The sequence below is a fragment of the Pseudomonas sp. P65(2024) genome (assembly GCF_057480955.1).
Genome location: NZ_JBLIYX010000015.1, coordinates 127,727 through 145,058 on the forward strand (window position 1 = coordinate 127,727; position 17,332 = coordinate 145,058).

Annotated in this window: 20 protein-coding genes; 9 read left to right on the forward strand and 11 right to left on the reverse strand. The window is 64.9% G+C overall.

What is annotated here, in order from left to right; all coding sequences use genetic code 11:
- Window positions 1-122 precede the first annotated feature (122 nt).
- Entirely contained in the window at window positions 123-1,685 is a 1,563-nt protein-coding gene (gene ahpF, locus AC25MA_RS19570; protein WP_028692424.1) for an alkyl hydroperoxide reductase subunit F, read from the forward strand.
- A gap of 78 nt (window positions 1,686-1,763) precedes the next feature.
- On the opposite strand, the gene sstT is transcribed toward ahpF, so the two are convergent.
- Entirely contained in the window at window positions 1,764-2,975 is a 1,212-nt protein-coding gene (sstT, locus tag AC25MA_RS19575) for a serine/threonine transporter SstT (protein WP_028692423.1), read from the reverse strand.
- A 96-nt stretch (window positions 2,976-3,071) separates the two neighbouring features.
- Entirely contained in the window at window positions 3,072-3,965 is an 894-nt protein-coding gene (gene nhaR / locus AC25MA_RS19580) for a transcriptional activator NhaR (RefSeq protein WP_062361178.1), read from the reverse strand.
- 132 nt (window positions 3,966-4,097) lie between these two features.
- Here nhaR and AC25MA_RS19585 point away from each other — a divergent pair, with 132 nt between their 5' ends.
- Together AC25MA_RS19585 and AC25MA_RS19590 are read left to right on the forward strand one after the other, a co-directional pair.
- Window positions 4,098-4,337, forward strand: coding sequence for a hypothetical protein (locus tag AC25MA_RS19585; RefSeq protein ID WP_028692421.1), 240 nt, complete (start codon window positions 4,098-4,100; stop codon window positions 4,335-4,337).
- Between the two features lie 15 nt (window positions 4,338-4,352).
- Window positions 4,353-5,108, forward strand: coding sequence for a TerC family protein (locus AC25MA_RS19590; protein WP_028692420.1), 756 nt, complete (start codon window positions 4,353-4,355; stop codon window positions 5,106-5,108).
- 81 nt (window positions 5,109-5,189) lie between these two features.
- Here AC25MA_RS19590 and AC25MA_RS19595 read toward each other — a convergent pair whose 3' ends face one another.
- Window positions 5,190-5,369 carry a hypothetical protein gene (locus tag AC25MA_RS19595; protein ID WP_028692419.1) on the reverse strand — a complete coding sequence of 60 codons (180 nt, stop codon included), beginning with the start codon at window positions 5,367-5,369 and terminating at the stop codon, window positions 5,190-5,192.
- A 204-nt stretch (window positions 5,370-5,573) separates the two neighbouring features.
- On the opposite strand from AC25MA_RS19595, the gene AC25MA_RS19600 reads away from it, so the two are divergent.
- Window positions 5,574-6,266, forward strand: coding sequence for a peptidase C39 family protein (locus AC25MA_RS19600; RefSeq protein WP_232853839.1), 693 nt, complete (start codon window positions 5,574-5,576; stop codon window positions 6,264-6,266).
- 80 nt (window positions 6,267-6,346) lie between these two features.
- Here the strand turns inward: AC25MA_RS19600 and AC25MA_RS19605 are convergent, their stop codons facing one another.
- Window positions 6,347-6,748, reverse strand: a complete 402-nt coding sequence (locus tag AC25MA_RS19605; RefSeq protein ID WP_062361181.1) for a nuclear transport factor 2 family protein — start codon at window positions 6,746-6,748, stop codon at window positions 6,347-6,349.
- On the reverse strand, window positions 6,741-8,093 hold the full coding sequence (locus AC25MA_RS19610; protein ID WP_486972321.1) for an MFS transporter: 1,353 nt from the start codon (window positions 8,091-8,093) through the stop codon (window positions 6,741-6,743). Before AC25MA_RS19610 ends, AC25MA_RS19605 begins: the two co-directional genes overlap by 8 nt.
- Before the next feature lie 90 nt (window positions 8,094-8,183).
- Between AC25MA_RS19610 and AC25MA_RS19615 the strand changes: the two genes are divergently transcribed.
- Window positions 8,184-9,086, forward strand: coding sequence for a LysR family transcriptional regulator (locus tag AC25MA_RS19615; RefSeq protein ID WP_486972322.1), 903 nt, complete (start codon window positions 8,184-8,186; stop codon window positions 9,084-9,086).
- Window position 9,087: 1 nt separating this feature from the next.
- On the opposite strand, the gene AC25MA_RS19620 is transcribed toward AC25MA_RS19615, so the two are convergent.
- On the reverse strand, window positions 9,088-9,708 hold the full coding sequence (locus AC25MA_RS19620; RefSeq protein WP_062573522.1) for a TetR/AcrR family transcriptional regulator: 621 nt from the start codon (window positions 9,706-9,708) through the stop codon (window positions 9,088-9,090).
- Window positions 9,709-9,871: 163 nt separating this feature from the next.
- Between AC25MA_RS19620 and AC25MA_RS19625 the strand changes: the two genes are divergently transcribed.
- Entirely contained in the window at window positions 9,872-10,003 is a 132-nt protein-coding gene (locus AC25MA_RS19625) for an alpha/beta hydrolase (protein ID WP_139121070.1), read from the forward strand.
- Here the strand turns inward: AC25MA_RS19625 and AC25MA_RS19630 are convergent.
- From AC25MA_RS19630 to AC25MA_RS19640, 3 genes are all read right to left on the reverse strand, one after another.
- A complete protein-coding gene (locus tag AC25MA_RS19630) occupies window positions 9,993-10,235 on the reverse strand; it encodes a hypothetical protein (RefSeq protein ID WP_197866868.1) in 243 nt (80 codons plus the stop codon). The genes AC25MA_RS19625 and AC25MA_RS19630 overlap by 11 nt on opposite strands.
- 154 nt (window positions 10,236-10,389) lie before the next feature.
- Window positions 10,390-11,091: a YoaK family protein gene (locus AC25MA_RS19635; protein WP_280092753.1), complete on the reverse strand. Its 702-nt coding sequence runs from the start codon at window positions 11,089-11,091 to the stop codon at window positions 10,390-10,392.
- A 32-nt stretch (window positions 11,092-11,123) separates the two neighbouring features.
- Window positions 11,124-11,597: a GNAT family N-acetyltransferase gene (locus AC25MA_RS19640; RefSeq protein ID WP_088851776.1), complete on the reverse strand. Its 474-nt coding sequence runs from the start codon at window positions 11,595-11,597 to the stop codon at window positions 11,124-11,126.
- Between the two features lie 142 nt (window positions 11,598-11,739).
- Here AC25MA_RS19640 and AC25MA_RS19645 point away from each other — a divergent pair, with 142 nt between their 5' ends.
- Window positions 11,740-12,474, forward strand: coding sequence for an alpha/beta fold hydrolase (locus tag AC25MA_RS19645; protein WP_486972323.1), 735 nt, complete (start codon window positions 11,740-11,742; stop codon window positions 12,472-12,474).
- Between the two features lie 6 nt (window positions 12,475-12,480).
- Here AC25MA_RS19645 and AC25MA_RS19650 read toward each other — a convergent pair whose 3' ends face one another.
- Window positions 12,481-13,095 (reverse strand): dihydrofolate reductase family protein, encoded by a 615-nt coding sequence (locus AC25MA_RS19650; protein ID WP_028692409.1) that lies wholly within the window; start codon window positions 13,093-13,095, stop codon window positions 12,481-12,483.
- A gap of 173 nt (window positions 13,096-13,268) precedes the next feature.
- Entirely contained in the window at window positions 13,269-14,771 is a 1,503-nt protein-coding gene (nhaB, locus tag AC25MA_RS19655; RefSeq protein ID WP_197866869.1) for a sodium/proton antiporter NhaB, read from the reverse strand.
- Window positions 14,772-14,922: 151 nt separating this feature from the next.
- Here nhaB and AC25MA_RS19660 point away from each other — a divergent pair, with 151 nt between their 5' ends.
- Together AC25MA_RS19660 and nudC are read left to right on the forward strand one after the other, a co-directional pair.
- The gene (locus tag AC25MA_RS19660; RefSeq protein WP_028692407.1) at window positions 14,923-15,735 is read left to right on the forward strand and encodes a crotonase/enoyl-CoA hydratase family protein; all 813 of its coding nucleotides are present in this window, start codon (window positions 14,923-14,925) and stop codon (window positions 15,733-15,735) included.
- 36 nt (window positions 15,736-15,771) lie between these two features.
- Window positions 15,772-16,602: an NAD(+) diphosphatase gene (gene nudC / locus AC25MA_RS19665; RefSeq protein ID WP_028692406.1), complete on the forward strand. Its 831-nt coding sequence runs from the start codon at window positions 15,772-15,774 to the stop codon at window positions 16,600-16,602.
- Window positions 16,603-17,332 lie beyond the last annotated feature (730 nt).

The following is a 17,332-nucleotide window of genomic DNA, read 5'->3' on the forward strand; positions in this document are numbered from 1 at the left end:
CATGCGCCAATCGCGGGCGGTAGACAGCCGCCAAAGCTGAAGCAGTTACCGCCCCGTAAAAACGCCCGGGCGATCTCGCCTGGGCGTTTTTGTATCCGAGTTTTGAAAAAGGAATCGCCCGTATGTTGGACGCCACGCTTAAATCGCAACTGAAAACCTACCTGGAGCGGGTCACCCAGCCGATCGAGATCGTTGCCTCCCTCGACGACGGCGCGAAGTCCCGCGAACTGCACGACCTGCTGGTGGAAATCGCCGGCCTGTCGAACCTCATTACCTTCAGCGCGGATGGCAACGACGCCCGTCGTCCTTCGTTCTCGCTGAACCGCCCGGGAGCCGAGATCAGCTTGCGTTTCGCCGGCATCCCCATGGGGCACGAATTCACCTCCCTGGTGCTGGCGCTGCTGCAGGTCGGCGGCCACCCCTCCAAGGCCAGCGCCGAAGTGATCGAGCAGATCCAGGCGCTGGAAGGCGAGTTCACCTTCGAAACCTACTTCTCGCTGTCGTGCCAGAACTGCCCGGACGTGGTCCAGGCGCTGAACCTGATGGCGGTGCTCAACCCCAATGTGCGTCATGTCGCCATCGACGGCGCGCTGTTCCAGGATGAAGTCGAAGCCCGCAAGGTCATGGCGGTGCCGAGCATCTACCTGAACGGCGAAGTGTTCGGCCAGGGCCGCATGGGCCTGGAAGAAATCCTCGGCAAGATCGACACCAATGCTGGCGCTCGCCAGGCCGAGAAGATCAACGCCAAGGATGCCTTCGACGTGCTGGTGGTCGGGGGCGGCCCGGCCGGCGCCGCCGCCGCGATCTACGCCGCGCGCAAAGGCATTCGCACCGGTGTTGCTGCCGAGCGCTTTGGTGGCCAGGTGCTCGACACCCTGGCGATCGAGAACTTCATCTCGGTGCAGGAGACCGAAGGGCCGAAGCTGGCCACGGCCCTGGAAGAGCACGTCAAGCAATACGACGTCGACATCATGAACCTGCAGCGCGGCGAAGCGCTGATCCCGGCCACCGATGGCGGCTTGCACGAAGTACGCCTGGCCGGCGGCGCCTCGCTCAAGGCCAAGACCGTAATCCTCGCCACTGGCGCCCGCTGGCGTGAGATGAACGTGCCGGGTGAGCAGCAATACCGCGCCCGTGGCGTGGCCTACTGCCCGCACTGCGACGGCCCGCTGTTCAAGGGCAAGCGCGTGGCGGTGATCGGCGGTGGCAACTCCGGCGTGGAAGCGGCCATCGACCTGGCCGGCGTCGTCGCCCAGGTGACCCTGATCGAATTCGACAGCCAGCTGCGCGCCGATGCCGTTCTGCAGCGCAAGCTGCACAGCCTGCCGAACGTCAAGGTGATCACCAGCGCGTTGACCACCGAGGTGGTCGGCGATGGCGAAAAGGTCACCGGCCTGCGCTACAAGGACCGCACCACCGACGCGTCGCACGACCTGGCGCTGGAAGGCATCTTCGTGCAGATCGGCCTGCTGCCGAACACCGATTGGCTCAAGGGCACGGTCGAGCTGTCGCCGCGTGGCGAGATCATCGTCGACGCCAAGGGCCAGACCAGCATCCCGGGCGTGTTCGCCGCCGGTGACGTGACCACCGTGCCGTACAAGCAGATCGTCATCGCCGTGGGCGAGGGGGCCAAGGCCTCGCTGGCGGCCTTCGATCACCTGATCCGCACCTCGGCGCCAGCCTGATCGCCAGGCGCCGCACATGAAAACGCCGCCATTCCCTGAGGGATGGCGGCGTTTTCATTTCCGGCGGTAACGCCGCGATCAGGCGCCGCGTTGTTCCATTGCCTGGCACGCTGCAGCGGTGAATAGCACGTCGGTGGAGGAGTTCAGCGCGGTTTCCGCCGAGTCCTGCAGCACGCCGATAATGAAACCGACCGCCACCACTTGCATGGCGATCTCGCTGGGGATGCCGAACAGGCTGCAGGCCAGCGGAATCAGCAGCAGCGAGCCGCCGGCCACGCCTGATGCGCCACAAGCGCAAACCGCCGCCACCACGCTGAGCAGCACCGCGGTCGGTAGGTCCACCGGGATACCCAGGGTGTGCACGGCGGCCAGGGTCAGCACGGTGATGGTGATCGCCGCGCCGGCCATGTTGATGGTCGCGCCCAGCGGGATCGACACCGAATAGGTATCCTCATGCAGGCCGAGTTTTTCCGACAGCGCCAGGTTGACCGGGATGTTGGCCGCCGAGCTGCGGGTGAAGAACGCGGTGATGCCGCTCTCGCGCAGGCACAGCAAGGTCAGCGGGTAGGGGTTGCGGCGGATCTTCCAGAACACGATCAGCGGGTTCATCACCAGCGCCACGAACAGCATGCAGCCGATCAGCACGCCGAGCAGGTGCAGATAGCCGAGCAGCGCGTCCAGGCCCGATTGCGCCAGGGTGGCGCTGACCAGGCCGAAGATACCCAGCGGGGCGAAGCGGATCACCACGCGCACGATCAGGGTCACGCCGTTGGACAGGTCCTCGACCACGGTGCGGGTGGTGTCGTTGGCATGGCGCAGGGCCACGCCCAGGCCGATGGCCCAGGTCAGCACGCCGATGAAGTTGGCGTTGAGCAGCGCGTTGACCGGGTTGTCCACGGCGCTGAGCAGCAGGTTCTGCAACACCTCGCCGATACCGCCGGGGGCGCTCAGCGTGGCGTCGCTGGCGCTCAGTGCCAGGTTGGACGGGAACAGCATGCTTGCCGTCACGGCCACCACCGCTGCGGCGAAGGTGCCCAGCAGGTACAGCCAGAGGATCGGGCGGATGTGGGTTTCCTGGCCATGGCGGTGGTTGGCGATCGAAGCCATCACCAGGATGAACACCAGCACCGGCGCCACGGCCTTCAGGGCGCTGACGAAGACCTTGCCGAGGAACGCCAGGTCGCGGGCCACGGCCGGGGCGAGCAGGGCGAGGAGAATGCCGGCCACCAGGCCGATGCAGATCTGCGTCACCAGGCCGGTGCGGTTGATGAGGCGGAGGATGGGGGTCATGTGCAGCGCAATCCAGTTACGTGAAAGCGCGCGACTTTATCACAGACCCGCAGGGCATATCGTGGCAACGGGCCTGTCCCGCGATCACCGGCCGATCTACCAGTGAAACAACTCCCGCCGCGCGCCCTCGGTGATCGCCAGGATCCCCGGGTGCTTGACCTTGCGCTCTACCGAAATGGCGTAGAACGACTCGTTCACCGCCTCGGTCTGGCCGATCAGCCTCACGCCGTACTGGCGGCAGACCTCCTCGGCGATCACGCTGGGGGCGACGAAGATGCCGCTGCCCGACTGGCCGAAGGCCTGCATCAGCGCGCTGTCGTCGAACTCGCCGACGATGCGCGGCTGCACCTGCTGCTCGGCCAGCCAGCGCAGCAGCCGGCTACGCACCACGGTCTCCTGGCCGGGGATCAGCAACGGTGCGTCGTCCAGGCAGGCGGGGAAGGGCCGGTCGAGGCGATCGGCCAGCGTGGGCGTGGCGAAGAAGCTCAGGCCGCATTCGCCGAGTTTCTGGCTGTAGCCCTTGATGTCCAGGTGGCTGGGCATGGGGCTATCGGAGATCACCAGGTCCAGGCGCTGGATCGCCAGGTCCGCCAGCAACCGTTCGAGCTTGTCCTCGCGGCAGCTGATGCGCAGCACCTCGTCCAGCTCCATGGTCGGCGCCAGCAGGCGGTAGACGATGGACTTGGGCACCACGTCGGCCACTCCCACGCGAAACAGGATCTGCTCCTGCGGCCCGGCCCGCAGCATGGCCTCCAGCTCGCCGCCGATCTGGAACATCTGTTCAGCGTAGACCAGCGCCTGGCGCCCGGTCTCGGTCAGCTCCAGCTGGCGGCCGACGCGCTGGAACAGCTCGAGGTTCCAGGTCTGCTCGAACAGGCTGATCTGACCGCTGATGGTCTGCGGGGTGAGGTTCAACTGCTCGCTGGCGCGGGCGATGCTGCCGGTTTTGGCCACGGCCCAGAAATAGTGGAGCTGGCGGTAGTTGAGCATGGCCTTTCTCGGTTCGGGAAAACCGAAGTATACACGCTGAAAAAACGAATTTTCCGGATGTTTCAGCCCCTCTAGAATGCCATTCCATCAGGCGCATGACGCGCCGCCCGGCATTCGACAAGCGAGGACCCCATGCTACAACTCAAATCCATTGGTACACCGCTGGTGCTGGCACTGGCCCTGCTCGCCATGTCCGGTTGCGACCAGGCCGAGAAATCCGCCCAGCAGATGCTCGACCAGGCCGCCGAAACCGCCAAGCAGGCCATCGACAAGACCAACGACGCCGCCCAGCAGGCCCTGAGCGACGCCATCGGCGGCGATGCCGAGAAGGCCAAGGCCGAAGACGACAAGAAAGACACCCAGGACATCTGAGAGCAGGACTGACCAATGGAATATTTGCTGGAACTCGCCGCAAGCCCCACCGCCTGGGTTGCCCTCGCCACCCTGGTGGCCATGGAGGTCGTGCTTGGCATCGACAACCTGATCTTCATCTCCATCCTCACCAACAAGCTGCCTGAGCAATACCGCTCCAAGGCACGCCGTATCGGTATCAGCATGGCCCTGGTCATGCGCCTGGCGCTGCTCAGTACCGTGGCCTGGATCGTTCAGCTGACGGAGCCTGTGGTCGAGGTGTTCGGCCACACGTTCTCGTGGAAGGACATGATCCTCATCGCCGGTGGCCTGTTCCTGCTGTGGAAGGCGACCAAGGAGATCCATGAAAGCGTCGACCCTCACGGCGCCAAGGAAGAGTCCAAGGTTGGCAGTACCGTGACCATCGGCTTCACCGCGGCGATTTTCCAGATACTGCTGCTGGACATCGTCTTCTCGATCGACAGCATCATCACCGCCGTGGGCATGACCGAGCACCTGCCGATCATGATCATCGCCGTGATCAGCGCCGTCATCGTGATGCTGGTAGCCGCCGACCCGCTGGCCAAGTTCATCAACGACAACCCGACCGTGGTGATGCTGGCCCTGGGCTTCCTGATCATGATCGGCATGACCCTGATCGCCGAAGGTTTCGGCGCACATGTGCCGAAAGGTTATGTGTATGCGGCCATGGCGTTCTCCACGGCGATCGAGATCCTCAACATCCTGGCGCGTCGGGCACGCTTGAAGCGTGAGGCGGCCGAGGGCAACTGAGCCGCAAGCTACAAATGATAATAAGCAAGAGGGAGCCTGGGCTCCCTCTTGTCGTTCATGGCTCGAAGTGTGTAGATGCTGTCAATGAGCCCCGGCATGGCGTCGGACACGGCGCATGGGCTGGGCCTTGGCCAGTGCATGGGGTGGCAGGTGATGAGGGTGGGAATGCCGGCGCACGATGCGCAACACCCCCCAGAGCATGGCCGCCGCAACGCTGAGCCACATGCCGACCAGCATTAGAATTGCCATTGTCAGGCTCATGTGTGCCTCCTTATCTCTGGCGAGCCAGACTCGCCATCCAGACACAGCTTTAGTCTAGCCCGTCGCCTGTGACGTTCCATTGACCGAAGGTCTAGTCCTTGGGTTGTTTTGTTCCAAGCCCGCGCCGGGCTATACCCGCAGGCGCCAGCGTCCTATGATCGGCTTCTTGGTCGGGCGCTGCCTGCCTGACCGCGGAACAAGCGAGTGTACACGTTGCAAAAGCTCTCCAAGTTTCGGGCCCTGGGCCCACGTCGCCTGCTGGCCGCCTGCCTGGTGGTGGCGACCCTTTCCGGTTGCGCAAGCTCGCCGCCTGCCGCGCTCAAGGGCCTGGCGCAGCGGGTCGAGATCAGCAGCGTGCCGTTCTATCGCGGCAACGCCAACCACAGCGGCTCGATGGCCCTGGCCGCGGTGCTGTCGCAACAGGGCGCGCCGATTACCCCGGGCCTGCTCGACAAGGCGCTGGGCCTGCCCCAGGCCGCCGAATCGCTGGATACCGGCATCCCCCGGGTTGCCCGCGAATATGGCCGGGTGGTGTACCCGCTGGACAAGCACCTGGACGCCTTGCTCGCGCAGGTGGCCGCCGGTTATCCGGTGCTGCTGCGCTACCAGGAAGGTTCGGCCTGGTGGAGCGAGACGCGCTACGCCGTGTTGATCGGCTATGACCGCTACAAGCAGCGGGTGCTGTTGCGTTCGGGCATGCATCGACGGCAGTTGATGGCCTTCGATGATTTCGAATCGGCGTGGGCCAAGGAGGGCAGTTGGGCGGTGCTGCTGCAGTCGCCACGGCAGCTGCCGGCCGAGGTGGATCGCCAGCGCTGGTTGCGGGCGGCGGATGAGCTGGCCCGTTCAGGGCAGGAGATTGCCGCCAGGCAGGCGGTTGCCAGCCTGGGCCAGTGATGGCTTGGCCAGTTGCAGGACGCCGCCTGCAGTTCAAACGTGCCTCTACCGATCGAATGAGAGCATTGTCGCGAAAGGGCTTATTGGATCGCCGTCTCGTGCAGGCAGCGCCACACCACCCCACGGTCGCTGCATTCGAGCAATGCCAGCGACCAGCGTGCCCGTGTCACGTCCTGCGCGCGGTGGGTTTCCTTGTAGCGCACCGCCACATTCACCCCGGCCTGCCACACCACTTGCACATCGCCGACCGTGATCTGCAGCCCGGGCCGTGTGCCTGCGGCCCCCTTGAACAACTGCTCGACCTGCTGGCGGCCCACTAGCCTGCCTGTCGTGCCCACCATGCTGAAATCGTCGGCGAACACCGCCATCAGGCCGCCGAGCACCGACTGGGTCTCGGCCGCCGACCGAGTGAAGATCATCTGGATCAGTTCGTGGACGTGATGAATGCTGCGTTCGGCGCGGGCAATCGCGTGTTCAGGCATGGGCGTGGTTCTCCTTGGGCAGTGTGTTCAGTACCAACAATGGCAGCAGCCCCAGCAGCGCGGCCAGGGCAAAGGTCAGGCGATAGGCCGAAGACGCGTCCAGGTCCACCAGCAGCAGGTTGAAGATCATCAGCAGCAAGGCTGCGCCGACGCTGAAGGCCATCTGTCGATTGAGGTTCCACAGTACGCTGGCCTGCTGCATCCGCTCGCCGCTGAAATCGAGCAGCGCGGTCGTCTGGGCGGTGTTGGCGCCGACGCCGCCGCCGATACCCATGAGGCCGTAGGCCGCGACCAGCGCGGCGCTATCCGTCGGCGTGGCGACCCATATCAGCAGGCTGATACCCAGGCTGTGCAGAAGCAGGCCGAGCAGCAGGCGGACGGCACCGACGCGGTTGTACAGGCGGCCGGTCACCAGCATGGCGGCCAAGGCTCCGGTGGCATAGACCAGCATGAACAGGCCGGTGGCCTGGGCGCTCAGTTTCAACACGTCCTGCAGGTAGAAGATGTTCAGCAGGTTGACCCCAGTGAACACACCGGGGATCGCATGGTAGACCTGCATCGAGACCCGCAGACGAGGGCTGCCGAGCAGCTTGAGTTCGACGATGCCGCCGGCCGAGCGTCGGTAGTGGGCGCGGTACAGCAGGGCGCAGGACACGCTGGCCAGCAGGCAGGCGATGGTCAGCGCGAGGCCATGGCCAGCGCCGTACAGCGACAGACCCAGCAGCAGGCCGGCGAGGGTGGCGCTGACCAGCAGCAATCCCTTGAAGTCCGGGCGGGAGGCTGTCGGGCCGGGCGTCTGGTCAATCCAGGCCCAGGCCAGCGCCGCCGTCAGCAGGGCCAGCGGAATGTTGCAGTGGAAGACCCACGGCCAGCGGCCATGGTCGACGATCATCCCGCCGAGGGTCGGCGACAGCGCCGGCGCCAGTAGCGCCACGGCCATCACCAGGGTGGACACGCGGGCGCGCTCCGGGCCCTGGAACCGCTCGAAGGTCAGCGCTTGCCCCACAGGGATCAGCAGGCCACCGGCCATCCCCTGGAGCAGACGCCAGGCGATCAGCGCGGCGAAGCTTGCGGCTTCCCCACAGCCCCAAACTGCCACGCTGAACCCCAGCATCGCGGCGCACAGCAGGCGCCGCGCGCCCCAGTGGTTCGCCAGCCAGGTGCTCACCGGCACGGCCAGGGTCAGCCCGAGCATGTAGGCGTTGCCGACCCAGGCGCTGCTGGCATTGCCAATGGCGAACTGGTCCGTGATCCGCGGCAACGCCACGGTCGGCATGAACAGGTTGATGCAGTCGATGAAGAAGCCCATCAGGAAGATCGTTGCCACGCGATATCGGTACGTCATTGCCACTCCTTTTCGGCGCGCAGCGTAGGTGCCGTGGACTGTCCCCGTCGATATCGCTACCCTTGAAACTCTGTTTGATGGAAGTGAACAATGCCGCGCACGGCCCTCCACACCCAGCTCAACCGGGTGCAGACGTTTCTGGCGGTGGTCGATTTCGGCTCCTTTACCAAGGCGGCGGACTTTCTCGGCATCAGCAAAGCCATGGCCAGCCAGCACGTCAAGGCGCTGGAGCAGGCCCTGGGAGTGACGCTGCTGGCGCGCAGCACCCGTTCCATCGCCCTGACCGAAACCGGCCAAGGTTTCTACGAAGACTTCAAGGTGATCGTCAGCGATGTCGAAGGCGCCTTCGACAGTGTGCTGCGCCGGCACAATGGCGTATCAGGCCGACTGCGCATCAGTACCACCGGGGAGTACGGCGAGCGCTTCATCCTGCCGCTGATCCCGGTGTTCGCCGAGCGCTACCCAGCGTTGTCGATCAGCTACGAGACCGACTCGTCGCTGAGCGACCTGATTGCCGAACGGCTCGACCTGGTGGTGCGCCTCGGTGCCCTGATGGACTCGAACCTGCGCAGTCGCAAGCTGGCTGACTACGATATTCTGCTGGTGGCCTCACCGCCCTTTCTCGCTCGCCATGCCATCACCGAGCCTGCCGACCTTGCGCAGGTACCCTGGATCGCCAATAGCAACCTGCGCAGCCCGACCAGTTGGACCTTGCACGCAACGCGCAGTGGCAGTGCGAGCGTGGTGGGCAAGGCGGTCTACCAGTCCAATGCGTCCCACGCCATCCGGGCGATGGCCTGCGCCGCGCTGGGCGTGGCAGTGCTGCCTGCCTGGCTGGTCGAGGAGGATCTGGACGCCGGCAGGTTGCGGCGCGTGTTGCCGGACTACAGCCTGCCGGCGCAGCCCATCAGCGTCGTCTACCCGAACAGCAGCCATGTGCCGCACAAGACCCGGGTGTTCATCGACTTCCTGTGCGAGCGCCTGGGGCGCTAGTTCATGGCTCCAGGCCGATACCGCGCAGGATGACGCCGGTGACGGTCTGCACCGCTTGCTCGAACGCCACGTCGGACAGCGACTCGCCGCCATTGAGCAGGTTGACCTGGTAGCCGAAGTCGGCGTAGTGCTGGGTCGCGGCCCAGATCATGTACAGCAGCGCAGACGGCTCCACCGGCAGGATGCGGCGTTCCTCGACCCAACTGCGGATCTTCGCTTGCTTGAGCTGCGCCCAGGGCACCAGGATTTCGTCCAGGCTGGCGCCGAGCAGCGGGGCGCCGTGGAGCATCTCCTCGGCCCAGATCTTCGAGCCCAGCGGCCTTGAGCGCGAGTGGCCCATCTTGGCGCGGATGTAGCTGGTCAGTACCACCCTGGGGTCGTCGAAGCGCTCGAAGCACAGGGCGTCCTGCTTCCACACATCCAGCAGGTCCTGCAGCACGGCGCGGTACAGCTCGTCCTTGGTGCTGAAGTAGTAGTGCAGGTTGGAGCGCGGCAGTTGCGCCAGCTCGGCGATATCGCCCATGGAGGTGGCGCCGTAGCCCTTGTCGGCGAACACCTGCTCGGCGGCTTGCAGGATCTTCTCGACGTTGCGCCGGCGGATCTCGATCTTGTGGTTGGCCATGGGCTGTCCGTGGTGACCTGAACAGGGCAAGGCTAACAGCTTTGCCAGGGCCAAGGTTAACGGCCTCGCGCTCCTGCAGAGAAACGTGTAAACCCTGGCTGCTCGGCAGCAGGGTCAAAGCCTGGCGCAGGCGCTCGACGATCGACTCGGTGCGCTGCCGACGATGCGGGGGCACGCCGACGCGTTGCAGGGCGTAATCCTGCCGGGTTGCGGGCATTTCGTGGTGGAGGAAGGGCCGGTGTCGTTCAACGAGCACCTGCTGGCGCTCCTGGAGGAGGTCGAGGTCAACCGCTGATTGCGGTCCTGGCCCTGGCGGCGTCGGTCACCACCTGCGGGCGGCCGGCGCGCGACACCGCCAGTTTGCGCTGCTCGTACTCTTCCAGACTCAGGCCCTGACGTTGCAGCGCTTCGAGTTGCAACTGGCGAGTTTCCTCGGCGGTATAGGGGCGCTGCTCGGGATGACTGGCACAGCCGCTCAGCCCGGCGATGGCCAGGGCAGCGAGGAGGTGGCGGGCGGTGGTGTTCATCGGGGCGGTTCCGTGAGCCTGGGGTTCGAGGGTGTCGAATCGATGAGCTCAGGTTATTGGCCACGGTGACGCTTTGGAAATTGCTGCGCTCGATAGTGACTATTGAAGGATAAGCATATCCTGCCGCTACGGGCTTGCGCTGTCTGGTCCGTCCTCAGCGCGGCATGTAGCCCAGTTGCCAGGCCCGTGGAATGAACACCGTCACCAGCGCCAGCAGGCAGGCCAGGGCGCAACTGGCCGCCAACGCCTGCAAGCCAAGCCGCTGTTGCAGCCAGGCGCCGAGCGCGGCGCCCAGCAGCATGCCGCTCCAGGGCACCAGTTGCACTCGCCAGCCATCGCGCCGCTCACCCAGCAGCCAACGTCCCAGGCCACGGCCGAAGCGCGACAACGCGCCGGTGACGTAGGTCAGGCCGATCGGCAGGCCGTTCACCTGTTCGACCACGGCATTGAGCATGCCCATGGCCAGGGTGGCTGCGATCAGCGCGGGGAAGGTGATCGACGCCGGCCAGGCCGCGGCGAAGGCCAACAGGGTGGCGACGATCAGCAGCAAGGGCGCGGCGCGCCGGTTTAGGCGCCGGGCCAGCAGGACACCCAGGGTATTGCCCAGCACGAAACCGAGGATCGCCAAGGCCAGACGCAGGATCAGCGCCAGGTCCGCCTGGCTGATGGCCACCGCCAGGCGCGTGGTGTTGCCGCTCATGAACGAGACGAAGTCGCCCAACGCCAGCAGGCCGATGGCATCGGTCATGCCGGCCAGCACCGAAAGCCCGGCCACCAGCCCCAGGCCGACCCGCCCGCGCAAGGCCTGCAGGCGGACGCGGCGTGCACTGTGCAGGGAGGGGGCGCTGGGCAGCATGGGACGGGTCTCCGGGGCAGGGGGCTCTGATCTTATACCCGGACCATGGCCTTGCGCATGGGGATGCAGGACAGTTCGAGGCCAAAGGGCGACTGGTAGGTCGATTGTGCCTCGCCGACGTAGCCGCAGCGGCGATAGAACGCGGCGGCGTTGAGGGTGGCATCCAGATTGACCGTTTCCAGGCCCTCGGCCCGGGCGATGCCTTCGAGGTGTTCGACCATCCTGCGGGCGATGCCCTGGCCCATGAACGACGGCAGTACGAACAGTGCGCCCAGTTCGCCGCTGTGCAGGTCGAGCATGCCGGTGGCGACGATCGTGCCGTCCACGCAGGCAAGGTGGAAATGGTCGGCGACCAGGGCTGCGTAGCCCTCGGTGAACGGTACGTCGGCCCAGGCCTGGGCCAGCGTGTCGCCGTAAGCCTCGGCGCACTGGTGCAGGATTGCCTGGCGGCGGATGGTGTAGGTTTCCAGTGCGTCGTGGCGGCTGGCACGGCGAATGTCGAGCATCGGTTCCCTCCCGGTTGAACCTGGATGATAACAAGGGCATGCGGGAAAACGCTCATTGGCGCGGCGCAATGGGATTGTGCTGTTCAATCACCGTGGCAGGTCGCATGCTGCGGGTCCCGCAAGCACAGTGTCGAGGCAGGCTATGGATACGCCCGTGGTAATGCTCAATGGCCTGATCGGCTGCTTGGATCACCCGACGTTTCAGCGCACCCTGCGACCCAGGAAGGTGTTCGCCCCGGACCTGCTCGGCTATGGCAGCTTGGACGACACGCCATCGACGCTGGTCGACATCGACGCCCAGGTCGAGCACCTGCGGCAGATCCTGCTGGCGCGCAACTTGCCCTATGTGCACCTGCTCGGCCACTCCGTGGGTGGAGTGGTGGCGATGCTGTTCGCCCGGCGCTATCCAGCCAGCGTGGCGAGCGTGATCAGTGTCGAGGGCAACTTCACCTTGAAGGATGCGTTCTGGTCGGCATCGGTGGCGCGCATGGCCCCAGTCGAGGCCGAGGCATTGCTGCTAGGTTATCGTGACGATGCCTCTACTTGGCTGGCCCGCTCCGGCATCGTGGCCAATCCTGGGCGCCTGGCCCTGGCGGACCAGTGGCTGGCCCACCAGGGCGCGGGCACGCTGCAGGCCATGGCGCGCTCGGTGGTCGCGGTGACCGGCTTACCAGGTTACCTGGTGGAGCTGCGCACGTTGTTCGCCACGAAACCGGTGCACTTGGTCGCCGGCGAACACTCACGGGCTGGCTGGGATGTACCGCACTGGGCCGAGGAGCAGGCGGCCAGTTATACCGTGCTGCCGCGTGCGGGGCACCTGATGATGCTCGAAGACCCGCAAGGCTTCGCCAACGCCATCGCCCGCCTGCTCGACTGACCGAGCTCAGAACGATCCTGTCTGTACCTCGCCGCTGCGCACGTAATGCGCCAGCAGTACCCCGTTGGGCGTGCTGCTCGATTCCACCAGCTTGAAGGCTGCAGCCTGTGCATCGTCACCGAACAGGCGCTTGCCGCGCCCCAGCAGCAGGGGATGGATCAACAGGCGCAGTTCGTCCACCAGCCCGGCCGCCAGCAGCTGGCGTACCAGTTCACCGCTGCCTTGGGTCAGCAGCGCCGGGCCGTCCTGTTGCTTGAGCGCGCGCACCGCGCCTGTCACATCGGCACCCAACGTGTGGCTGTTTTGCCACTCGATGGATGCGGGGTGGTGGGTGGCGACATGCTTGGCCACGCCATTGAACAGGTCGGCCAACGGACGATCCGGCGCCTCGGGCCCGACTTCTGGCCAGAACCCGGCGAAGATGTCGTAGGTGCGCCGCCCCAGCAGCAGTTCGAACGGTTGGCTGAACAGGGTTTGCATGGCCTGGCCGAAGGCCTCGTCGGCCAACGGCGGGATCCAGCCGCCATGGGTGAAGCCGCCGCTGGTGTCCTCCTGCGGACCGCCGGGGGCCTGCATGACGCCGTCGAGGGTGATGAAGGCGGCGACGATGAGCTTGCGCATGGGATGAATCTCCTCGGGTGGGTGTGCTGGATAGTCGAACGGGGTTGGCGAGAATCGACAGCAGTGCTGAACGATAGTCAGGGCTCGACGGATGGGGGCGCGGGAGGAGAGAAAACGGGAAAAGGCGCGGTCGCCTGCAGGAGCGGCTAAAGCCACTCCTGCAGAGGGTTCGGCTACAGCCAGTAGGTCACCGCCCACCAGCCCAGGCCACCCATGACCACGGTGTAGGGCAAGGCCATCCACACCATGCGTCCATAGGACAGTCGAACCAGCGGCGCGATCGCCGAGGTCAGCAAGAACAGGAACGCCGCCTGGCCATTGGGCGTGGCCACGCTGGGCAGGTTGGTGCCGGTGTTGATCGCCACCGCCAGGGTTTCGAAGTGCTCGCGGCTCATTGCGCCATTGACGAACGCCTGCTTGACCTCGGTGATGTAGATGGTGGCGACGAACACGTTGTCGCTGATCGCCGACAGCAGGCCGTTGGCCAGGTACAGCATGCCTGGCTGCTGCTCGCTGGGCAGGGCCAGCACCCAGGCGATCAGTGGGCTGAACAGTTGCTGCTGGTGGATCACCGCGACCACGGCGAAGAACACCACCAGCAGCGCGGTGAACGGCATGGCGTCCTGGAACGCGCGGCCCAGGCGGTGCTCGTCGGTGATGCCGGTGAAGGCGGTGATCAGCACGATGACCATCAGGCCGATCAAGCCGACCTCGGCGATGTGCAGGCCCAGGCAGATGATCAGGATCAACGCGGCCAAGCCTTGCACCACCAGGGCGATGCGCTGGGCCGGAGTGCGCGCGGCGTCGTCCTCGGCGGCGTAGGCGGCCAGTACCTGGCGCACACGCTCGGGCATCAGCGTGCCGTAGCCGAACAGGCGCAGCTTCTCCAGCAGCACGCAGGTCACCAGGCCTGCCGCCAGTACCGGCATCGACACCGGCGCGACCTTGAGAAAGAAGTCGGCGAAGTGCCAACCCATTTCATGGCCGATCAGCAGGTTCTGCGGCTCGCCTACCAGGGTGCACACGCCACCCAGCGCCGTGCCCACCGCGCCGTGCATCAGCAGGCTGCGCAGGAAGGCGCGGAACTGGTCGAGGTCGTCGCGGTGCAGTTGTTCGACCTGGTGGTCGCTGTCCAGCGCCGACTCCTCCCGTGGGTTGGTGCCCGAGGCGACCCGGTGGTACACCGCATAGAATCCCACCGCGGCGCTGATGATCACCGCGGTCACGGTCAGGGCGTCGAGGAACGCCGAGAGAAACGCCGAGAGCACGCAGAACAGCAGGCTCAGTATCGCCTTGGAACGCACCCCCAGCAGGATCCGCGAGAACAGATACAGCAGCAGCTCCTTCATGAAGTGAATGCCGGCGACCATGAACATCAGCAGCAGGATTACCGGGAAGTTGTGCTGCAGCTCTTCGTACAGGGCCTCGGGCGTGGTCATGCGCAGCAGCAGCGCCTCGACCAGCAGCAGGCCGCCGGGCATTAGCGGGTAGCACTTGAGCGCCATCCCCAGGGTGAAGATGAACTGGATCACCAGCACCCAGCCGGTAACCACCGGGCCAAGGGTCGCCAGCAGCAACGGGTTGAGCACCAGGAACAGGCAGATGATGGCCTTGTACCAACGCGGCGACTGGCCCAGGAAACCATGGGCGAGGGTGCCGGTCAGGGAACGGGACATGAATTTGTATCCTTTTGATTCAGCAGTGGCGCAAGGTGCCGTATCGCGCCTCGGGGTGCAAGTCATCCAGTCCGGCTTTTGGCACATGTGCAGCCTTGCGGGTACGCTAAGATCCGGCGTTGTGAACCCTTTTCCCACAGGAGTGCCGCTCGTGACCGAATACACCGCGTTCAAGGTCGAACTGACCGACAACATCGCCCACGTGCAGATCAACCGCCCGGACAAGATCAACGCGATGAACGCCGCCTTCTGGGAAGAACTGGTCGAGATCTTCCAATGGATCGACGACACCGACGCGGTGCGCGTGGTGGTCATCAGCGGCGCTGGCAAGCACTTCTCCTCCGGTATCGACCTGACGATGCTGGCCACCCTGGCGCAGCAACTGGGCAAGGACGTCGGCCGCAACGCCCGGGTGATGCGCCGCACCATCCTGCGCCTGCAAGGCTCGTTCAACGCCGTGGACAACTGCCGCAAGCCGGTGCTGGCGGCGATCCAGGGCTACTGCATCGGTGGCGCCATCGATATGGTTTCGGCCTGCGACATGCGCTACTGCGCCGCTGACGCGCAGTTCTCGATCAAGGAGATCGACATGGGCATGGCCGCCGATGTCGGCACCTTGCAACGTTTGCCGCGTATCATCGGCGACGGCATCATGCGCGAGCTGGCCTACACCGGCCGCCGGGTCGACGCCCAGGAGGCGCTGCGCATCGGCCTGGTCAACCGCGTCTATGATGACCAGGCGGCGCTGCTCGACGGGGTCTTTGCCATCGCCCGCGAGATTGCCGCAAAATCGCCGATCGCCGTGGCCGGCACCAAGGAGATGATCAGCTACATGCGTGACCATCGCATCGACGATGGCCTGGAGTACATCGCCACCTGGAACGCCGCCATGCTGCAGTCCGAAGACCTGCGTGTGGCCATGGCCGCGCACATGAGCAAACAGCAACCGACGTTCGCCGACTGACTGGACAGTGGCGGGCGCCATCAAGGGACCCGAACCATGTCAGCACGCTGGACAACCGCAGTACTCGACCCGCAGATCACCGGGGGGCTGGCCGTCGCCCGCAGCCCGGAAGGGTTCCTGGTGGACGCCAACGGCGCGCTGTTCCCCCGCGACTGGCTCAAGCGCCAGGACCTGGACGTGCTGTGCGAGCATGGTATCGGCCATTTCGATGGCCAGCCGGTGTTCCTGTTGGAACTGCGCGGGGCCGGTGAGGTGCCGGGTTGCCACTGGCAGGGGCTACGCCGGTTCATGCTCGAGGGCGACTTCGATACCTACAAGGTGCTCGGTTACGCCGCGCAGATCGGTACCTGGGCTCGCGAGCACCGTTTCTGCGGCAGTTGCGGGCAGGCCATGACGCAGATTCGCTGGGAGCGGGCGATGTATTGCCAGCCCTGCGACTTGCGCAGCTATCCGCGGATTTCACCGAGCATGATCGTGCTGATTACTCGCGGGGACGAGGTGCTTCTGGCCCGTTCGCCGCGCTTCGTCACCGGGGTCTACAGCACCCTGGCGGGGTTCGCGGAGCCTGGGGAGTCGGCCGAGGACTGCCTGGTGCGCGAGGTGCGTGAGGAGGTGGCGGTGGAGGTGAAAAACATCCAGTACGTTGGTAGCCAGTGCTGGCCGTTTCCGCATTCGATGATGCTGGGGTTTCATGCCGAGTATGCTGGGGGGGAGATTGTCATGCAGGCGGATGAGATCGAGGATGCGCGGTGGTTCAATGTGCATGAGTTGCCGCCTTTGCCGGCGGGGCGGTCGATTGCTCGGTATCTGATAGATCTGTATGTTGCTCGGCGGTTGGGGTTGCCTGAGCCGGTTTTGCCTGCCTGAGTTGGTTTTAGTTGGTTTTAGTTGGTTTTAGTTGGTTTTAGTTGGTTTTAGTTGGTTTTAGTTGGGTTGGATGGTTTTGTAAGTTGTAGGCGCATTCATTTGCGATGTCGACGCTTATTCACCTTTCCGCCCTTACGGCGGGTCACTTTTTGTCAAACGCCCGGAGCGCCGGCCGGACAAAAGTAACCAAAAAACGCTGCGCTCCATTCATCCGGCCTTGCTCCCGGGAGGACCGCGCTGCAGGGCCCATCCTGGGCCCCAGCGCTTGACGGGCATCCATGCCCGTCACCTCCCTGCGCAAGACCTCCGTTCGGCCTCCTGAAGTCGCGAAGTTACGAGCGGCGCCTGGACTGGCGCAGCTGTCGCTAGTTGAAATTTAATTGATCTCTCGATTGTATCGCGGGGCAAGCCCGCTCCCACGCAATATTCGTCGTTATATATAACCCTGTAGGAGCGGGCTTGCCCCGCGAAAGGGCCGGAACAGCCAATACATAACTAATGGTCAAACAAATAACTTCGCATTTCTTGCTCTTGCTCTTGCTCTTGCTCTTGCTCTTGCTCTTGCTCTTGCTCTTGCTTCTAAGCGCGCGATAGTTCAGGCAACGCCAATTGCGACTTCAGGAGGCCGAGCGGAGTTCTTGCGTAGGGAGGTGACGGGCATGGATGCCCGTCAAGCGCTGCGCCCCAGGATGGGGCGTTCAGCGCGGTCCTCCCGGGAGCAAGAACGGAG

Excerpts from the sequence above, each read along its gene's own strand:
- AC25MA_RS19650 (WP_028692409.1), bottom strand. The coding sequence starts at position 13,095 with ATGCGCAAGCTCATCGTCGCCGCCTTCATCACCCTCGACGGCGTCATG.
- nhaB (WP_197866869.1), bottom strand. The coding sequence starts at position 14,771 with ATGTCCCGTTCCCTGACCGGCACCCTCGCCCATGGTTTCCTGGGCCAG.
- AC25MA_RS19635 (WP_280092753.1), bottom strand. The coding sequence starts at position 11,091 with ATGCTGCCCAGCGCCCCCTCCCTGCACAGTGCACGCCGCGTCCGCCTG.
- AC25MA_RS19585 (WP_028692421.1), top strand. The coding sequence starts at position 4,098 with ATGCTACAACTCAAATCCATTGGTACACCGCTGGTGCTGGCACTGGCC.
- AC25MA_RS19625 (WP_139121070.1), top strand. The coding sequence starts at position 9,872 with ATGCGGGGGCACGCCGACGCGTTGCAGGGCGTAATCCTGCCGGGTTGC.
- ahpF (WP_028692424.1), top strand. The coding sequence starts at position 123 with ATGTTGGACGCCACGCTTAAATCGCAACTGAAAACCTACCTGGAGCGG.
- AC25MA_RS19605 (WP_062361181.1), bottom strand. The coding sequence starts at position 6,748 with ATGCCTGAACACGCGATTGCCCGCGCCGAACGCAGCATTCATCACGTC.
- AC25MA_RS19640 (WP_088851776.1), bottom strand. The coding sequence starts at position 11,597 with ATGCTCGACATTCGCCGTGCCAGCCGCCACGACGCACTGGAAACCTAC.
- sstT (WP_028692423.1), bottom strand. The coding sequence starts at position 2,975 with ATGACCCCCATCCTCCGCCTCATCAACCGCACCGGCCTGGTGACGCAG.
- AC25MA_RS19620 (WP_062573522.1), bottom strand. The coding sequence starts at position 9,708 with ATGGCCAACCACAAGATCGAGATCCGCCGGCGCAACGTCGAGAAGATC.
- AC25MA_RS19615 (WP_486972322.1), top strand. The coding sequence starts at position 8,184 with ATGCCGCGCACGGCCCTCCACACCCAGCTCAACCGGGTGCAGACGTTT.
- nudC (WP_028692406.1), top strand. The coding sequence starts at position 15,772 with ATGTCAGCACGCTGGACAACCGCAGTACTCGACCCGCAGATCACCGGG.
- AC25MA_RS19595 (WP_028692419.1), bottom strand. The coding sequence starts at position 5,369 with ATGAGCCTGACAATGGCAATTCTAATGCTGGTCGGCATGTGGCTCAGC.
- AC25MA_RS19645 (WP_486972323.1), top strand. The coding sequence starts at position 11,740 with ATGGATACGCCCGTGGTAATGCTCAATGGCCTGATCGGCTGCTTGGAT.
- nhaR (WP_062361178.1), bottom strand. The coding sequence starts at position 3,965 with ATGCTCAACTACCGCCAGCTCCACTATTTCTGGGCCGTGGCCAAAACC.
- AC25MA_RS19630 (WP_197866868.1), bottom strand. The coding sequence starts at position 10,235 with ATGAACACCACCGCCCGCCACCTCCTCGCTGCCCTGGCCATCGCCGGG.
- AC25MA_RS19590 (WP_028692420.1), top strand. The coding sequence starts at position 4,353 with ATGGAATATTTGCTGGAACTCGCCGCAAGCCCCACCGCCTGGGTTGCC.
- AC25MA_RS19610 (WP_486972321.1), bottom strand. The coding sequence starts at position 8,093 with ATGACGTACCGATATCGCGTGGCAACGATCTTCCTGATGGGCTTCTTC.